This is a genomic window from Bradyrhizobium hereditatis, assembly GCF_020329435.1.
GTDB classification, from domain to species: Bacteria; Pseudomonadota; Alphaproteobacteria; order Rhizobiales; family Xanthobacteraceae; genus Bradyrhizobium; species Bradyrhizobium hereditatis.
Genome location: NZ_JAGKJK010000010.1, coordinates 83,262 through 100,309 on the forward strand (window position 1 = coordinate 83,262; position 17,048 = coordinate 100,309).

At 63.1% G+C, this 17,048-nt stretch carries 12 protein-coding genes; 2 read left to right on the forward strand and 10 right to left on the reverse strand.

Annotation, left to right across the window (positions count from 1 at the left end):
- Nucleotides 1–121 precede the first annotated feature (121 nt).
- Entirely contained in the window at nt 122–361 is a 240-nt protein-coding gene (locus tag J6524_RS23160; RefSeq protein WP_225674776.1) for a hypothetical protein, read from the reverse strand.
- A 440-nt stretch (nt 362–801) separates the two neighbouring features.
- Between J6524_RS23160 and J6524_RS23165 the strand changes: the two genes are divergently transcribed.
- Complete coding sequence (locus J6524_RS23165) at nt 802–1,305, forward strand: hypothetical protein (protein ID WP_225674778.1); 504 nt, start codon at nt 802–804, stop codon at nt 1,303–1,305.
- A 60-nt stretch (nt 1,306–1,365) separates the two neighbouring features.
- On the opposite strand, the gene J6524_RS23170 is transcribed toward J6524_RS23165, so the two are convergent.
- The 7 genes from J6524_RS23170 to J6524_RS23200 all read right to left on the reverse strand — a co-directional run bounded on the left by J6524_RS23170 (nt 1,366) and on the right by J6524_RS23200 (nt 11,237).
- The gene (locus J6524_RS23170; protein WP_225674781.1) at nt 1,366–2,421 is read right to left on the reverse strand and encodes a hypothetical protein; all 1,056 of its coding nucleotides are present in this window, start codon (nt 2,419–2,421) and stop codon (nt 1,366–1,368) included.
- Between the two features lie 56 nt (nt 2,422–2,477).
- Complete coding sequence (locus J6524_RS23175) at nt 2,478–4,868, reverse strand: efflux RND transporter permease subunit (RefSeq protein ID WP_225674783.1); 2,391 nt, start codon at nt 4,866–4,868, stop codon at nt 2,478–2,480.
- 365 nt (nt 4,869–5,233) lie between these two features.
- Nucleotides 5,234–5,890, reverse strand: coding sequence for an SGNH hydrolase domain-containing protein (locus J6524_RS23180; RefSeq protein WP_225675241.1), 657 nt, complete (start codon nt 5,888–5,890; stop codon nt 5,234–5,236).
- The gene (locus J6524_RS23185; protein ID WP_225674785.1) at nt 5,815–7,251 is read right to left on the reverse strand and encodes an acyltransferase family protein; all 1,437 of its coding nucleotides are present in this window, start codon (nt 7,249–7,251) and stop codon (nt 5,815–5,817) included. Before J6524_RS23185 ends, J6524_RS23180 begins: the two co-directional genes overlap by 76 nt.
- A 90-nt stretch (nt 7,252–7,341) precedes the next feature.
- Entirely contained in the window at nt 7,342–8,118 is a 777-nt protein-coding gene (gene eutC, locus J6524_RS23190; RefSeq protein ID WP_225674787.1) for an ethanolamine ammonia-lyase subunit EutC, read from the reverse strand.
- Nucleotides 8,119–8,124: 6 nt separating this feature from the next.
- Nucleotides 8,125–9,711 (reverse strand): B12-binding domain-containing radical SAM protein, encoded by a 1,587-nt coding sequence (locus tag J6524_RS23195; protein ID WP_225674790.1) that lies wholly within the window; start codon nt 9,709–9,711, stop codon nt 8,125–8,127.
- 143 nt (nt 9,712–9,854) lie between these two features.
- A complete protein-coding gene (locus J6524_RS23200) occupies nt 9,855–11,237 on the reverse strand; it encodes an ethanolamine ammonia-lyase subunit EutB (protein WP_225674792.1) in 1,383 nt (460 codons plus the stop codon).
- Between the two features lie 465 nt (nt 11,238–11,702).
- Here J6524_RS23200 and J6524_RS23205 point away from each other — a divergent pair, with 465 nt between their 5' ends.
- Nucleotides 11,703–13,409: a methyl-accepting chemotaxis protein gene (locus J6524_RS23205; protein WP_225674794.1), complete on the forward strand. Its 1,707-nt coding sequence runs from the start codon at nt 11,703–11,705 to the stop codon at nt 13,407–13,409.
- Nucleotides 13,410–13,587: 178 nt separating this feature from the next.
- On the opposite strand, the gene J6524_RS23210 is transcribed toward J6524_RS23205, so the two are convergent.
- Together J6524_RS23210 and J6524_RS23215 are read right to left on the reverse strand one after the other, a co-directional pair.
- The gene (locus J6524_RS23210; protein WP_225674796.1) at nt 13,588–14,466 is read right to left on the reverse strand and encodes a transglutaminase family protein; all 879 of its coding nucleotides are present in this window, start codon (nt 14,464–14,466) and stop codon (nt 13,588–13,590) included.
- On the reverse strand, nt 14,463–16,985 hold the full coding sequence (locus J6524_RS23215; RefSeq protein ID WP_225674798.1) for a circularly permuted type 2 ATP-grasp protein: 2,523 nt from the start codon (nt 16,983–16,985) through the stop codon (nt 14,463–14,465). Before J6524_RS23215 ends, J6524_RS23210 begins: the two co-directional genes overlap by 4 nt.
- Nucleotides 16,986–17,048 lie beyond the last annotated feature (63 nt).

Sequence of the window (17,048 nt, forward strand, 5' to 3'; positions counted from 1 at the left end):
CATATAGGGGAATCCGCAGCCAAAACCAATGCTATATGGGCTGATTAGCCCCGCCCGTGACGCGCGTCATAGAGCCGAAAACTGGCTTTTTCCGCGAGGGTTAACGGACGCTGGACCGGGCTTATTGGCCGTTGTTCTTGAGAACCTGATCGCAGGCCGCGCTGATTTTGGAGCGGTTTTCCTTCAGACACGCCAGGATGGTCAGGTCACCCTGATCAATGACCGGGCGGCAGAGCTTCTGGACGTCGCGGGTGCAGGCCTTCTGCTCCTCCGGCGTTCCGCTGCGCTGTTGCTGGGCGAAGGCGACGTTCGACGAAACCGTGATCGACAACAAGGTGAGGGCGAGGAGAGATTTACGCATCGTATTCCTTCATTTCGGCAGCAGGAAATCCTGTTCCCGATTTGCGCTTTAAGCATCGCCGGAACGGATTTGTCTGGATGGGAGGCGCCGCGTAGCGCAGCAGCGAGCAAAGGACAAGCATGGTAAATGCGGCCAAATTTGCGGCGACATCTACGGCGGCCTTAGCACGTAAAATAACCAACTGATATCTAACGTGTATTTTTGCCACAGCTGCGCGGCAATTGGATGTTGCAGATCATGTGGCGCAAAGTTAGATGCTGCTCCGACGGAGGCCGATGTGAACGATTGATTCCCATCCGGCCGCTGGTGGCTTTTTTCCTGCCGCAACCGGCGGAATCAGCACGCCGTCATTTGAACCTAAGATACTGCGGGAACACTAAATCTTCGATGCGGCGAGACGTATCTTTGCAGAGGCGTCTATTTTGAGGGGAAAGATCACGATGAAACTCTTTGGTTCCAGCTTGCTCCGCCAAACTCTGGCAGCGACCGGCATCGGCGCTGCGCTGATGTTGTCGGTCACTGCAAGCCATGCCCAGGCGGGCGGGCCGTTTGCCGGCTTCGATGGAAACTGGAGCGGCACGGGCACGGTCGCACTCTCCAATGGCACCACCGAGAACATCCGCTGCAAGGCCGATTACAAGGTCAACGCCAACGGGCTTGGCCTGAAGCAACACCTGCTCTGCGCCAGTGACAGCTACAGGTTCGATCTGTCGAGCGATGTCACCAGCCAGGGTGAGCGCATCTCCGGCAACTGGAGCGAAAAGAGCCGGAACATCTTCGGCAATCTGCAGGGCACCGCCGGCGGCGGCCAGATCGACGTGTTCGTTGAAGCTTCCGGCTTTGCGGCCAACCTCAATCTGCGCACCAACGGCAACAAGCAGAGTGTGCAGATCGACTCCAAGGGCGAGATCCGCGGCGTCAAGATCACGATGACCAAGACCTGATCCGCTGCCCTATCGAAAGCCTCAAGGCAGCGCCACTAGCGCTGCCTTTTCATTTTGATATCAGCTGAACTTCCAGCGCCAGCAGGAATCTCCACGGTCGCGCCTCTCGATCACTTCGACGCGCATGAAGCGATCATGCGCAAGCGCCGCCCCGACCCAGAGTTCATTCCAGGCATCGAACACGGCAGGCGACAGCGCCTCGCGTTCCGCCATGAGCCGCCATGAGGTCTGGCGCACCGTCGCGCCCGTCCCCTCCACCAACAATTCCGCATCGTCATCCTGCCCGCGAGCCAGCCGGGCAAAGGCTTTGGCAAAGCCCAGCGCTCCCGCTTCGACGCCACCCAAGAGCGCAGCGACCTCATCAAAAGTGTGCATGCCGATGAGCCGCGCTGCGGCGGAAGCGAGATGGCCGCCCTCCTCCGGGCCGAGCACGCTGATCGTCTCCGGCACGATCGAGGTGATGTATTCCATCGCATAATTGCGCAGCACCTTCTGCAGCCGCTCCTCCGGCCAGGTGTTCGCGGGCAGGCGCGGTGCGAGATCAGCTCGGAACGGCGGACAGCGCTCACCCGGCGAAAACTGCAGCCGCTCCTCGGGCGCGAGATCGCGATCCCACTCCTTGTAATAACCTTCGAGCCCTGGCTGGCCGTCGACGGTCTGGCCGGTACAGACGAAGCCGAGCCTGGGATTGCCGAGCACGACGCCGTTATTGGCGTGCCATCCGCGCAGCATCGCGCGCGACACTTCGGAGGGAATGCCGCAGATCGCGGTGCCCGACCAGATCCAGCGCGGCGGCGGATAGCGCACCCAGGCCTTGGTGTCGCTCTCATAGACATATTCGACCTTCACGCCGCCGACCTGGTTGGACAGATAGTGATACTGCGCGCAGGCCACCGCATGCGGAAGCTGGTCGAGACCGAGCTTTTTCAATCCAGGCAGGAAGCGCGCCAGTTGCTGGCGCCGGAAGGTGCGAAACACCACCTCGGCCGCGCGCGGCGCGCCGGCCCGCGAGGCCAGCATCAGGATCAGACCGGTGAGATAGGAATGATAGATGTATTCGACGGCGCGATAGGCAGCCGCATCGGCCGCAGGGCGAGCAGCTAATCCTGCAGACATCATTCCTCAGCCTCTCTTCGGCACTTGGCCAGCAGCCTTGTTTTCAGCAACACCTGTTATCCGGCAGGCTTGTTCCCCGCCGGCTTGGCGTGGCTGACCCCGCGAATTTTTTCCGACAGATTGATCAGGAACATCGATGTCGGCCGCAGGATGAAGAGATCCGCGACCAGAGCTGCGATCATCGAGAACGCGCTGAGCCAGCCGAACAGCCGCAGCGACGGCAGATCGGAGAACACGGTGACGCCGAGGCCGCAGGCCAGCACCACAGTGGTCAGAATCAACGCCGGACCGACCAGCACAGTGGCGCGCTCAACCGCCAGTCCCGCGGTCACGCCCGGCTTGCTCTCCAGCCGCAAGCGGTTGAGGAAGTGGATGGTGGCCGATAGCCCGAGACCGAACGACACCGTCAGCGCGACCACGCTGGCGAATTGTAGCCCCTCGCCCAGTATCCAGAGCACCGTGCCCGATGCCACGACCGGGAAAATGCCAGGCAGGATGCAGGAGAACATCACTACGACCGAGCGGAATGCGAGGCCAATGAAGATCGCGACCAGCAGGAACTCCACCGTGAGGCCGGCATTCAGCTTCGAAATCATGTTGGCGCTGTTGCGGGCGGCAATCGCCGACAGGCCGGTGACCGCAATCTCATAACCTGGATGCTCGGCGCGCACCTTGTCCAGCGCCTTGTCGAGCTTGTCGACCACGGGAAGGATTTCGCTGGAATCGAGATCTGGCACACGTCCTGAGACCACCACCGCATCCTGTTCGGCCGAGATGAAGCGACGGACCAGATGTTCTGGAATGACGCTGACATATTCCTTCAGCGTCGCGACATCGGTGCTGCCCGCCTTCTCCGCGAGCCAGCGGCGCAGCGTTTCCAGCGACCAGACATTGCCGACACCGGCCGACTTCTCGACCATGGAGTGAACGTCGGCGATCGTCTTCAACGTTTCGGGCGCGTAGAGCGAGGCGCCCTTGGGGAATTCGATCAGCACGTCGATCGGATTGGCGCCGGTGAGCTTGGCGTCGAGCCGGCCTGAGGCCGCGACCGCCTGCCGCTTGTCCGGCACCTGGTCGGCGAGCCTGTAGCGCGGCTCCAGCGTGGCGTAGATGTAGCCCAGCGCACCGACGAAGAGCAGCGCGATCAGGCTGAACATGCCGGGTCGGCTGACCATGCGAACCGCGATCCAGTAGCAGAAATTGCGCAGCGCCTGCACGCCGGCATCCGCGCTCTGGAACTTCACTGCAAAGATCTTCTCGTTGCGGACGAACAGCACGCCGAACACCGGCACCAGCGATAGCACGGCAACGAGCGCAATGATGGTGGCGGCAAGGCCGGCCTCACCGAATTTGCGGATCAGTTCGGAATCGGAGAACATCAGAGCGATGAAGGAGATTCCGGCAGTCGCGTGAGTGAGCACGCAAGCCGGACCCACCACCCGCACCGCATTGGTGAACGCAGTGAGCTTGTCCTGCCCCGCGATCAGGCGATCGCGCGCCGCAAACGTGAGCTGCATCGAGTCCGAGAAGCTGATCACCATGATGAGCGGCGTCATCACGTTCAGGAACATGTTGAGATTGAAGTTGGCCCAGCCGAGGCCGCCGAGCGCAAGCAGGATCGCGATGATCGGCGGGAAGGCCGCGACCACCATGAACGATATCTTGCGGAAGAAGATGATCGCGATGATGCAACCGGCCAGAATGCCGAGAATATTATAGGTCAACCCGTCGCGCTTGACCGCGTTGCGGATCTCGAGCTGCATGACGGGAACGCCGGAAAGCTGCGCGTTGAGTCCGCTGCCGGCAAGGTCCTCGGCCATGATCTTCCGCATCTCGCCGACCACCTTGCCGAGCTCGTTGGATGAAACGACTTGCGGCTCCAGCGACAACACGATCAGCGCCAGCGTGCCGTCCTCAGACAACAGCTTGCCGCGAATGATCTCGTTGGTTTTGACTGTTTCGACGAACTTGTCGTAGGCGGCGCCTTGCGGCAGTTCGGGCGGGAACAGTGCCGCCGGCAGCTTGCCGGGCTCCGGCGCCTGGCGTGCCGAAAACAGCGAAACCAGACCGCGTACGCCCTCGACCAATTGCAGGTCGGTGACCATGTCGCGGAGCTTTTCAAGGTTCTCGCGCGCCAGCAGCGTCTTGCCTTCGACCACCACCAGCACGTCGAATTCGGTCGCCGGGAAGCGCTTGGTCACGGCCTCGTATTGCTTGAAGTCCTTGGAGTCGGAGCGGAACAGCTGGCTCAGCGAGTCGTCGATCTTGATCCGTTCGATGCCGAACAGCGCCGCCACGATCAGCACGGCGAGGATGACCATGGACATGATCGGCGCCTTGACCGCGATCAGGCCCATGCGCTCCAGTCCGAAGGCGATGCTCTTGCCCGGCGGCGGCTCCTCGACAGCTGCGACATGGACGTGACTTTCGGAGTTCTTGTCGAGCATACCCTGTCCAGTTCTCACGTCGGCCTGTTTGTGCAGCTTGGTTTTATGCAGTTTGGTGGCGCGAATGCGGCTTTGACAGCTCTATTCGATCGGCGCTAGCCCTTGAAATCACGCGATAAATTTAACGGCCGCCGTTTTACAGGGCCGAATCCCATCCGGCAAGCATGCGCGGGCCGGCAAATCGGCACCAAGATGACGAAAATCCGCGTTAAGTCTCTGATTTGCCACACCCGTAAACCACCGGTCTGAGGCGCCTTCGCTGGAAACGCCAATGCCGGTCGTAACGGAACGGCACGGCTACCTCAGGTCAATTTTTCGGGAAGCGGCTCACGCCTTGTAAATCGTCCGCCGATGCGGCACTGCGCTCAGTCTTTGTTCTTCTCCGCTTCGGTCCCCCCGCGCAGTGCCGCGCGGAACGCAGCGTCGAACAGCCCGCGATACTGGCCCGCGTTGACGTTGGAGATATGCGCGGTGTCGCGGACATTGGCCTGCCCATGGCGAACCAGGTAGCAATAGCCCTGCTCGCAAACCACGGACAACGGGTCCACTACGACGAGTTGGGGATGATCTCGATACCGAACTAATCCACGCGCAATCTCGTTCCTTAAAGCGCTCATGGTTAGCACAGGGCCGGCCTCGACCTTCCATTCGCCGATAGCCTTGCCGGCGCGGATCTGGTTCTCGATCCAGCGCTGCGGCAGGTCGAAGCCGATGTTCAGAAGCGGCATGATCAGCACGACGGTCTTGCCTGCCGAAAGCAGACGCTCCACCAGCACTGAAATTTCGGCCGCATTGCTCCAGTTGCTGCCGAGCACGACAATGCTCGGCTCCGCCTGTGCCAGCACGAAGTCGAGCGTGCTGCGATTGAACTGCCGGCATGGTCGCTGATCGCTCGCATTGGAGGCTGCATCATCGACGAAGGCCCTGCACGCGCTTTGGGTCGCGATCAAGCCGTGGATGCCGTTGTCGAGCGCAGCCGACGAGATCGGTTCGAGATACTGGTTGGCAAAGGAATCCCCCAGAGGATGGCGGTCGGCCGGCCCGTGGCTGGCGCGCTGCCGAAGCTGCAATAGGTCTCGGTGGCTTTCTTGGTGGAGTTGGCGTTCCGGAAACACTCGTCGCGCGGCGTATTGGTTCGTCGAGCAAGTTCGGCGGACAAAAGATAGTCGGGCAGCCGGCCCGGAAAACCATGGTTGAGGAACGCGAGCGACACGAAGCCGGCGAGAACGGCGAATGAGACACCGGAAGTCGTCAGCAGCCGGCGCGGCGTCCAAAATTCGCGCTGCGTTCGCACGGGCTGCTCGATATAGCGGTAAGAGAGCGCGCTGAGCCCCAGCGAGGCCAGCACCATGATGATCTTCTGCGCGACGCCGACGTCATAGCCGCGCACCGTCAGCCAGCTCAGCGCGAACACCCAGATCGGCCAGTGCCACAGATAGATCGAATAGGACCAGTCGCCGATGCGCTGGATCGGCGATAATGCGAGCACGCTGCCCTCGCCTGCCCCCTGCCGCGCCGCGACGATCATGGCAGCGCCGACGATCGGCAGGATCGTCAGCGCGCCGGGCCATCGCGCTTCGGGCAAAGGACAGACGGTGCAGCCCGCGACCAGCGCCCAGCCGGCGAGCGCGATGATCGGCGATTCCAACCAGGAGGTTTTTATGCCTCCCGATCGGCGCCGGATTTCCGCGGCGGCAATCAATCCGCCCGCGAGCGGCTCCCATGCTCGGGAGCGCAGGGAGAAGAACGACGAGCCCATCGCATCGTGCTGGCTCGCCCACAGGCACCATGCGAGCGACAATGCGGCAAAGATCTGCAACGCGATCGTCACAGCAGCGAATGACGATTTGGTGCGCGAAGCCAGCCGCCAGACCAGCCACGCAACGAGCGGCATCCAGATATAAAACTGCCACTCCAGCGACAGCGACCAGGTGTGCAGCAGCGGCTTGGTCTGCGCCGCCATGGCGAAATAGCCGTTGTCGCTGTTGAAGGCGAAGTTCGACACGAACGCCAGCGCGGACAAGGCCTGCAGCAGGTGCTTGAGATATTCGCCCGGCAACGTCACGAACCAGCCGATGACGATTGAGGCCGCGACCGCAACCGCCAGCGCCGGATAGATCCGGCGCATCCGCATCATGGCGAAGGTCCACAGTGAAAAGCGGCCGAGCCGCAGGTCGGTCAGCACCTTCCTCGTCATGAGATAGCCGGTGATGACGAGGAAGACGTCGACGCCGACGAACCCGCCAGCGAAGCCCGGGATCTGGAAGTGGAAGCCCACGACGGCAATGACCGAAAGCGCCCGCAGCGCATTGATGTCCAGCCGGAACCCGTCGGGGCTGGCATGCTTGCCCGCCGCGCCTTCTGTCGCCCCCACCTGCTCCATCGCTTGTCCCGCCCACTCCTCGCCCCCTTATATCAGGCGCGGATTGGCTCACAGTGGCGGGGCAGCCACAGGTCGAAACGTTTTCGGCTTTCAATCGATCGGCTTGGCTGCGATCAGCGCGGTTCCGCTTTCGTCCTTCAGCGCCACGCCGGTGATCTCTCGCGCGATGCCTTCACGCACCAGCCACGCGATCTTGAAGGCGGCTTCATCATAGCTCAGCCCCGCGCCGTGGATGTTGGACACGCAATTGCGCTTCTCGTCGGTGAGGCCGATGCGCGGTGCAAAGGTCAAGTAGGCACCAAGGCTATCGGGCGCCGACAGCCCGGGCCGCTCGCCGATCAGCATCACCACCATCCGCGCGCCGAGCACGGCGCCGATCTCGTCGCCCAGCGCCACGCGGGTGCCCGACGCGACCACGACATGGCCAAACCGGATTCCGGTCTCCGTCAGGCGCGGCGCGAGATGGCGAACCAGTTCGACGGCGTGGAGGTTGACGGCCGCCGGCGACAGCCCATCGCCGATCACGATCACAATTTCTTCGCTTGCGCCGACGCTTCGCTTCTCCAGCGCGCGCCGCGAATCCGCATCCAGCATGCGGCCGAGATCAGGACGGCGCAGGTAATCGGCGCGGTTGCGCGCCTGGCTGGAAACCTCGCTTACTTCCAGGCCGAGACCGGCCAATTCCGTAATGAGGCGCCCCGCATCGAAAGCGGCGTGAACGGCGTCGCGCGCGCGGGCGTGATCGAGCGTGAAGGCGAGTAGTGCGTCGGTCGGCATGCTCGCGCCGGAGCGGCCGAGCCCGACGCGGGCCGGCGTCAGCTCCCGCAGGGTTTCGAGCGGGCGGGACGGCGGCGCCGGCGTTTTCATGGCGTGCTACTCGGCAGGGACCGAAGCCTCGCGCAGGCGGATCGAATAGTTCGATGCGTTCTGCTGGCCGCCGGACGCCGCACGCGCGAACTTGATCAGATGATGCGCGATAGTAGCCGAACCGATAAAGCCCTCGATATCGCCGCGCCGGAGCCGCCCGATCGCGAACTTCCAGAACACGCGCTTGTAATCGCCGAGCACGCCGACCTGCCAGAAGATGTTGCGCAGCATGATCAGCGCGCGCTTGATGTTCGGCCAGGTCTTCATCTCAGGCGCGACCGGCACCTTGATGCGGTTGGCATAGGTGTATTCGCATTGATACTGGTAGCGCGCAAACAGCTTCGCGGGCTCGAAGGCGATCTCCATGCATCGCTTCCAGGAACTGATGACCTCATCGTACGGCATCAGGAATTCGACATTGGAATCGCGGCTGTCGTCGTGATTGAGGCGGCCTTCGCGCTCCAGCCGGTCCCACAGCGGCGTCTTCGGCAGCGCCTGCAGCAGATTGATGGTCAGCAGCGGGATCCGCGACTCGTCGACGAATTTGAGCAGCGCATCCGCGGTACCTGGCTTGTCGGTATCGAGCCCCATGATGATGCCCGAGACGACCTCCATGCCGTAGGAGTTGATGGTCTGGATGCCTTCCATGATCGGGACCATCATGTTGTGGTCCTTGTGCATCGCGTGCAGCGCATCGGGATCGGGTGTCTCGATGCCGCAGAACACGGTGACGAATCTCGCTTCGCGCATCTTCTCCAGGATCTCGGGACGCTTGGCGATGTTGAGCGTCGCTTCGCAGGCGAGCCGCACCACATAACCCGTCCTCTTCTGCCATTCGATCAGATGTGGCAGCAATTCAAGGGTAGCCTTGCGGTTACCTATGAAATTGTCATCGACGAAATAGATCGTATCGGTCATGCCGCATTCGCGCAGCCTGTCCAGCTCGGCAACGATCTGCTGCGGCGTCTTCAGGCGCGGGTTGCGGCCATAGAGGCCCGGGATGTCGCAGAACTCGCATTGATAGGGACAACCACTCGAATACTGGATGCTGCCGAGCAGATATTTCTTCACTTCCGCCAGCTCGTAGCGCGGGATCGGAAAGTCGCTCATGGGAATCCGATCGCTGGTCGTCAGCACCACCTGTTGCGCCGGCCGCGATGGATCGCGCGCCAGACGCGCAATCAGCTCGTTGGTGGCATCGCCCAATTCGCCGACATGCAGATAGTCAAACGAGGGATAGTAATCCGGGCAGGCGCTGACCGACGGTCCGCCGATCGCGACCGCGAGGTCGAAGGCATGCGCGCGGCGGCAGATGTCGTTCATCTGCTGGCGCTGAATGTGCATGCCGCTGACAAACACCGCCTCCGCCCATTCGAAGTCTTCCGCGCTGGCAGGGCGAATATTCTCGTCGACAAAGCGAACTTGCCAGTTCGCCGGAAGGTAGGCCGCGATCAAGAGCAGGCCCTGCGGCGGCATGAAGGCCTGGACGCCGGCGGTCAGGGGATAGGCGTATTCGAATGTACCAAAAGAAGACGTATAGCGCGGGAAGACGCACAGGATACGCCGTACCGTTTCGATGCCTTCAGCTCTCATCAAATTTCCTCAAGGCTGACACGAATTTAAGCACGACATCGAAAGCTGGGCCAGAAATTCTTCAACAATGTGACAGTGACTTCTAACTCGTTGTGGGTTCAATTGGTTTCAAGAAAATCTGTAGGCCGACCGCGGCCCGGCGTTCAGGCGATCAGCCGCAACGCAAAATCGGGCAGCAGCCGCCCATCGCCCGCAAGCCGGAAATCGGCATCCGCGAGCCCCGCGCGAACCAGCCAATCATCGAATTCCGGCGCCCGCTTCAATCCGAAAAGCTCCCGGACGTAGAGCGCGTCGTGGAACGAGGTCGACTGATAGTTCAGCATCACGTCATCGGCGCCCGGCACACCCATGATGAAGGTGACGCCGGCGGCAGCCAATAGCGTCAAGAGATTGTCCATGTCGTCCTGATCGGCCTCGGCATGGTTGGTGTAGCAGACGTCGACGCCGAGCGGCAGGCCGAGCAGCTTGCCGCAGAAATGATCCTCGAGCCCGGCGCGGATGATTTCCTTGCCATCATAGAGATATTCGGGACCGATGAAGCCGACGACGCTGTTGACGAGCAGCGGATCGTAGGCCCGCGCCACCGCGTAAGCCCGCGCCTCGCATGTCTGCTGGTCGACATTGTGATGCGCATTGGCCGACAGCGCCGAGCCCTGCCCGGTCTCGAAATACATCACATTGTCGCCTACCGTACCTCGACGCAGGGATAGTCCTGCCTCGCGCGCCTCGCGGAGCAGCGCGAGATCGACGCCAAAGCTGCGGTTGGCGGCCTCGGTTCCCGCAATTGACTGGAATACCAGATCGACGGGAGCGCCCTGCCCGATCAATCCGAGCGTCGTGGTGACGTGGGTGAGCACGCAGCCTTGCGTCGGGATCTGCAGCCGCGAGATGATGCCGTCGAGCAGCCGCAGCAGCTCTCCGATCACCGCCGGATCGTCGCTGACCGGATTGATGCCGATGCAGGCATCGCCGGAGCCCAGCAGGATGCCGTCGAGAATCGAGGCGGTAATCCCCTTTGCGTCGTCGAAAGGATGGTTGGGCTGCAGCCGTACGCTCATCCGCCCCTTCAGGCCGATAGTGTTGCGGAACGCCGATGTCACCGTGCATTTGCTGGCGACCAGGATCAGGTCCTGGTTGCGCATCAGCTTGGAGACGCCAGCTGCCATTTCCGGCGTGATTCCGCGCGACACCTGCTTAAGCGTTTCGCCGGTGGCAGCATCGGACAACAGCCAGTCGCGAAAGGCGCCGACGGTCAGCGAGGCGATCGGCGCAAAGGCCTCTGCCGCATGCGTATCGATGATCAGCCTTGTGACCTCATCGTCCTCGTAGGGGATCACCGCCTCATTGAGAAACTGCTTCAGCGGCACGTTGGCGAGCGCCATGCGCGCCGCGATCATTTCTTCCGCGCTTCCCGCCGCGACGCCGGCAAGACGGTCGCCGGACCGCGGCGGCGTCGCCTTGGCGAGCAGCTCGCGCAAGTCGCCGAACACGTAGGAGGTCGCCCCGATGATTTGGCGATAGACCATGCTGAATTTCCCACACCCGTACCCGCCCCATGGCAAGGCTAGCCTATCACCATGTGCGCAGAGAAGAGATTGTCTGTCGGTGCGGAATGCACCTGGTGAGAACTGTTCTGCGCGGTTGCGGGAAGTAGTGCGCAGCCATTTTCGGTTGCCGGCCCTACGGTGGTGGCGGTTACTCGTCACGTCCGCTGGGAACAGCGACCTCCAATTGCAGTGGCATACCAGAAGCGCGTTGTGGTCGCGCGATGCTGCCGAATTTTCCCGACGAGATGACTCGCAGGGATCTCGTAATCGCCTGAACAAGCTTGATTATTGGGCCTTAGTTGCAGATTTTCGAATTTCGCGCGTTAAGACAATGTCCATCAAAATTCAGCACACTTTGCCCATGTTGGCGGCACTCACGGGATCTGATCCGGCGTGCCGCTACCGCTGAATTGCAAGAATCCCCTGCTCTTTTTTTGGTGGCCCATGACATCCCGGTTTTCGCTCGCAGCCAAATTGTATTCGATCTTCGCGCTGTTCGCGGTGTTGGTCGCCGCCATCACGGCTTTGTCCGACTACAACACTCGCCAGAACGCCGAGCTCACCGAAGCCGTTTCGATCGCAAGCCGCGCTGCGCTCAATGTCGAGCGCATCAATTCGCTGGTTTATGCGGTCGTGATGGAGTCACGCGGCATCTACATGTCGACCGATCCAAAAGTGGTGAAGAAATTCGGCGACGGGCTGCTCAAGTTCAATGAGCGCATCCTCGAGGTCGTCAAGAACTGGGAAGCATTGGTGCAGGCGGACGATGCCCAGCAGTTCGCCACTTTCAAGAAGCGCATCGAGCAGTTCGTTGATTTCCGCAAGGAGCTGGTGCGCCGCGGCGTCGAGATCAACGCCGCTGCGGGGCGTGAATGGGGCGACAATGACGCCAACCGCGAAGTGCGCACCGCGCTGAACAAGGATCTCGAAGCACTTTCCAAGGTCTATGCTGAGCGCAGCAGGAAGCTGGCGCAACAGACCGATACCAACCACACCATGGCCTTTGTGCTCACCTGCCTCGGTGTCCTTGCGCTGGCTGTGGTCGTCATCGGCGTCTTGATCATCGCGCGCTCGATCGCGCGGCCGCTTTCGGTGATCACCTCGACCATCAAGCAGGTCGCCGACGGTGCGGAAGGCGTCGAGGTTCCGCATACCGGCCGCGCCGACGAGATCGGCGCGCTCGCCCGCGCCATCAAGATCTTCCAGGAAGCGATGGACCGCAACCGCAACCTCAATTCGCAGGTGCTGGAAGATTCAAAAGCACGCGACGAGCGCACCCGCCACATCGAGGCGTCGGTCGATGCCTTCCGCGCAGCGATTGGCGGCGTGGTACGCGCCGTCACCGACAATGCGACCGCTATGCGCGACACCGCCCAGACCATCGCCAGCGTCTCAGCCGACGCCAGCGGCCGCGCGGTGGCTGCTTCCGGTGCGACCGAGCAGGCATCCAGCAACGTCTCCGCCGTCGCCAGCGCCGCCGAAGAACTGTCTGCTTCGGTCGAGGAAATCGGCCGCCAGGTGCGGCAGTCGGCCGGCGCCGTCGAGCAGGCCGGCCAGCGCACCGAGAAATCGGTTGCCGAAATCGAGGGGCTTGCGGCCGCGACCCAGCGCATCGACGGCGTGCTCAATCTCATTCAGGCGATCGCAGAGCAAACAAATCTTCTCGCCCTCAACGCGACGATCGAGGCCGCGCGCGCCGGCGATGCCGGCCGCGGCTTTGCCGTGGTCGCCCACGAGGTGAAGGCGCTCGCCGAGCAGACTGCGAAGGCGACCGCCGAAATCGGCCAAAACGTCGGCCTGATCCAGACGTCGACCAAGACATCGGTCGAGGCGGTGCGCGAGATCGGCAACGCGGTGCGCGAGATCAACGAGGTGACGTCCATAATCGCCAGCGCGATCGAGCAGCAGGATTCGGCGACCCGCGAGATTTCCTCGAATGCGCAACTGGCGGCGCAGGGCAACGGAACGCTGGTGGTCAACATCAATTCGCTGAGCGAATCGATCGGCACGACCAGCACGGCGGCTGCATCCGTTCTCACCGCCTCCAGCGAACTGACGGCCACCGCCGAGACGCTGTCCCGCGAGGTCGAGAAATTTTTCCGGAACCTGCGCGCGGACGGGGACGCGCAGATGCGCAAGACGGGGACGTGAGGAGCGGTGGCCTAACCTCTCCCGCTTGCGGGGAAGGTCGGAGCGCATCGTGAGATGCGATCCGGGTGGGGGAAACTCTCTCCACACGGGCAGTATGACTCGCGGCGGCACCCCCACCCCAGCCCTCCCCCGCAAGCGGGAGAGGGAGCGCAGTTTCACCGTGGTTAGCCTTAGCACCTCACTCCACCAGCAGCACGTCCACCGCAACGCTGAGCTTCTGCTTGCGTGACCCCACGATGATGCCGTCGACCGGGGAGACGTCGGCAAAGTCTCTGCCGACCGCCAGAATGATGTGGTCGTTCTCGACGATAAGATCATTCGTCGGATCGAACCCGATCCAGCCGAGCTCGCCGCCGCACCATACCGATACCCAGGCGTGGGTGGCGTCGGCGCCCTGCAGGCGCGGCTGCCCTGGCGGGGGGATGGTGCGCAGATAGCCGCTGACATAGGCAGCCGGCAGTCCGAGCCCGCGCAGGCCCGCAATCATCACATGGGCAAAGTCCTGGCACACGCCATGCCGCTTCTCGAATATTTCGCGGAGCGGCGTGGAAATTACCGTTGCCTTGGAATCATATCTGAAGTCGCTGCGAATCCGACGCATCAGATCAGCGGCACCTGCGACGATGCCATGGCCCGGCGGAAAGCTCGTAGCTGCATAGGCCGTGACCGACGCCTGCACAGGCACCAGCGAACTCGCAAAGACGTAGCCGACCGGCGACATGGGGCCGAGGCTGTTGGATTCGAACGCTGCGTCGCGGATATCTTCCCATGGCGGGCTCGGCGCGGCGCGGTCAATCGCCTTGCGCGAGAGCGAAACGCGCGAGCGGGAATCGATGCGCAGGTTGCGATGTGCAGCCTCGATCAGCACGCTCTCGGTATGGGTGCCGAAGAAATCCCGCCGCGCGTTACGTTCGGCTGGTCGCGGCCGAATCTCGACCGTATGTGAAATCAGTTGTTGCCCGTCGCCGCTGCGCGGCTCCAGCCGCAGCGAGCACCGCGCAAAACTCACCGGGCTGTCGTAAGCGTAGGTCGTGACGTGCCTGATATCGTAGATCACGCAAGACCCGTCAGCTTCTCCGGCCGGCTCGCATGCGGGCCGTGCGGGAAGTAATGCTGGCCGATGGCATCGGCGAGATTGAGCAGCGCCTGTTCGAGCGAGAACAGGCTTGTGACATCCAGTGTCGCGGCCTCCGCCGTGGTCAGCGTCGCCTGCAATGCCACTGCCAGCCGTTGCGGCCGCTCGATCAGGCCATATTCCTTCAGGCTCGGGAGCGCGGCGATGTGGTCGTTGAGCGAAGCGACCTGAAACGCGACCGAGCGCGGGTTGTAGGGGTCGAGCACCGCGAGATCACGCACCGGCGCCAGCGCCGGGCCGACCAGATAGCGCGAGCGATAGGTGATCTGGCAGTCTACCAGCGTCAGCAGCATGTCGAGGTCTTCCTCGCCTGCTTCGTCATAAGCAAATTGCCGCGCGAACCGCACGGTGTTGATGCCGCGCTCGGCGCGGCGCCCCATGTCGAGGAAGCGCCAGCCGGCGGCGCGGTTCATGTTTTCCTGCGCCAGGCCCGCGATGCTCGCCAGCTCCTGCAGCGTCAGTTCGGCGGCGCTGACGATGCCGTCGTCGTCATCGACCTGCAGCGCGAGGCGCTCCACCATCTCGGTGATGATCTGCCAGGCGTCGGGCGAAAGCCGCTCGCGCAGCGAGCTCGCGGTCCGCTGCACCGACCTCACCAACGAGAGGGCCGAGCCAAACTTCTCCTCGCTCTGCAACGCCTCCGCGATCACCCGTGCCGGATTGGTCCGCGTCGTTTGCGACGTGGCGCCCCAGCTCACCAGAATCCGTTGAATGCGCTCGACCGAAGGGAGCGCCGTGGAAGCGCCGTCGGCCGGATTGCGCGTCGAGGTGCCGAGCGCGCGGATCAGCCGCAGCGTCGCCTCGGCGCGCTCGAGATAGCGGCCGAGCCAAAACAGATTGTCCGCTGCGCGGCTCGGCACGACGCCTGCGATCCGCCTGATCCGCACCGTGTCTGCCGCCGGCAAGAGCGTCGCCGATTCGACCGCTTTGTCGGAGACCACCCAGACATCCGCCGACCGCGCCCCGTCGCCCATCGACACCGCGCGGGCATCGGCCTGCTCGGCGATCCGGCAGAAACCGCCGGGCATGATGGTCCAGCCATTCGGCGTCGCGGCGGCAAATACCCGCAGCACGAATGGACGCGGCGTGAGTCGCCCCGCTTCCCACACCGGCGTCGTCGACAGCCGCACCAGCTCCTGGCCCACATAATCGATGCCGCGATCGATGATCGCCTGGCGGAGCCGGTCACGCTCGGCGGGCGGCAACTCGCCGGCAAGCACGGGCCCATGACTGGAAAAGCCAGGAACGGCCCGGCCGTAAGCGCCCTCGATTGCGAAATCCTCGATCCGCGACAGCACTTCATCGCGCGCCGATTTCTGCCCGCACCACCAGGTCGCGATGTGCGGCATGATCAAGGTCTCGCCGAGCAGGCGCCAGCACAGGCTTGGCAAAAATCCGAGAAGCGCTCGCGATTCCAGCACGCCCGAACCCGGCATGTTGGCGACCACCACGCCGCCCTTGCGCAATACATCGATCAGCCCGGGCACGCCGAGGTGTGACGACGCATCGAGCTCCAGCGGATCGAGGAAATTGGAATCGACCCGGCGCAGCAACACGTCGAGCCGCTTCAGGCCGGCGACGGTGCGAATATGGATGCGGTCGCCGCTGACGGCGAGATCGTCCCCTTCGACCAGCAGAAAGCCGAGATAGCGCGCCAGCGTCGCGTGCTCGAAATAGGTTTCGCTGAAGGCACCCGGCGTCAACAGTCCGATCCGCGGCTCGTCGCGGTCGGCGCTGGCGCGCAGCGCGTCGCGGAACGCCTCAAAGAACGGCGCGACGCGCTCGACATTCATCGACTTGTAGAGACTGGAAAAGGCGCGCGACAGCACCAGGCGGTTTTCCAGCGCGTAGCCGGCGCCCGACGGCGCCTGCGTGCGATCGTTGAGCACCCACCAGCGCCCGTCCGGGCCGCGCCCGACATCGGCGGCATAGAAATGCAAATAGCGGTTGCCCGGCGGTTTGACGCCGCAAACCGCGCGCAGATATTCACTGCTGCCGGCAATCGCAGCCGCCGGCACCGCGCCATCGGCGACCAGCCGGCCCTCGCCGTAGAGATCGCGCAGCACCATTTCGAGCAATTGCGCGCGCTGCGCGATGCCGGTCGTCAGCTGCTGCCAATCACCCTCGTCGATGATCAGAGGCAGATGGCTGAGCGGCCACAGCCGGTCGGCGGTTTCGCCGGGCGCGCGATAGGTGACGCCGGCTTCCCGCAGGTGGCGGTCGGCGGAGGCGAAGCGCCGCTCGATATCAACAGGCGAGAGTGCGGCAAAGGCATCGAAGAAGCGGGCCCAGGCCGCCCGCGGCGCGCCGTCCGGCCCAATATACTCGTCGGGAATGCCGGGCAGCCGCGCATAGTCGCGCGTCCATTGCGCCATCCGGCGCTGGCCCGGACGGGCCTTGCTTTCCTGATGGTTGCCTTGACTGTTGCCTTGGCCTGTCATTCCGACTCCCTGGAGGCGAGCTCCTGATTAAATCAGAATTGCAATCGCGGCCTCCTATTTTTT

Excerpts from the sequence above, each read along its gene's own strand:
- J6524_RS23175 (WP_225674783.1), bottom strand. The coding sequence starts at position 4,868 with ATGCTCGACAAGAACTCCGAAAGTCACGTCCATGTCGCAGCTGTCGAG.
- J6524_RS23195 (WP_225674790.1), bottom strand. The coding sequence starts at position 9,711 with ATGAGAGCTGAAGGCATCGAAACGGTACGGCGTATCCTGTGCGTCTTC.
- eutC (WP_225674787.1), bottom strand. The coding sequence starts at position 8,118 with ATGAAAACGCCGGCGCCGCCGTCCCGCCCGCTCGAAACCCTGCGGGAG.
- J6524_RS23185 (WP_225674785.1), bottom strand. The coding sequence starts at position 7,251 with ATGGAGCAGGTGGGGGCGACAGAAGGCGCGGCGGGCAAGCATGCCAGC.
- J6524_RS23215 (WP_225674798.1), bottom strand. The coding sequence starts at position 16,985 with ATGACAGGCCAAGGCAACAGTCAAGGCAACCATCAGGAAAGCAAGGCC.
- J6524_RS23205 (WP_225674794.1), top strand. The coding sequence starts at position 11,703 with ATGACATCCCGGTTTTCGCTCGCAGCCAAATTGTATTCGATCTTCGCG.
- J6524_RS23200 (WP_225674792.1), bottom strand. The coding sequence starts at position 11,237 with ATGGTCTATCGCCAAATCATCGGGGCGACCTCCTACGTGTTCGGCGAC.
- J6524_RS23165 (WP_225674778.1), top strand. The coding sequence starts at position 802 with ATGAAACTCTTTGGTTCCAGCTTGCTCCGCCAAACTCTGGCAGCGACC.
- J6524_RS23170 (WP_225674781.1), bottom strand. The coding sequence starts at position 2,421 with ATGTCTGCAGGATTAGCTGCTCGCCCTGCGGCCGATGCGGCTGCCTAT.
- J6524_RS23160 (WP_225674776.1), bottom strand. The coding sequence starts at position 361 with ATGCGTAAATCTCTCCTCGCCCTCACCTTGTTGTCGATCACGGTTTCG.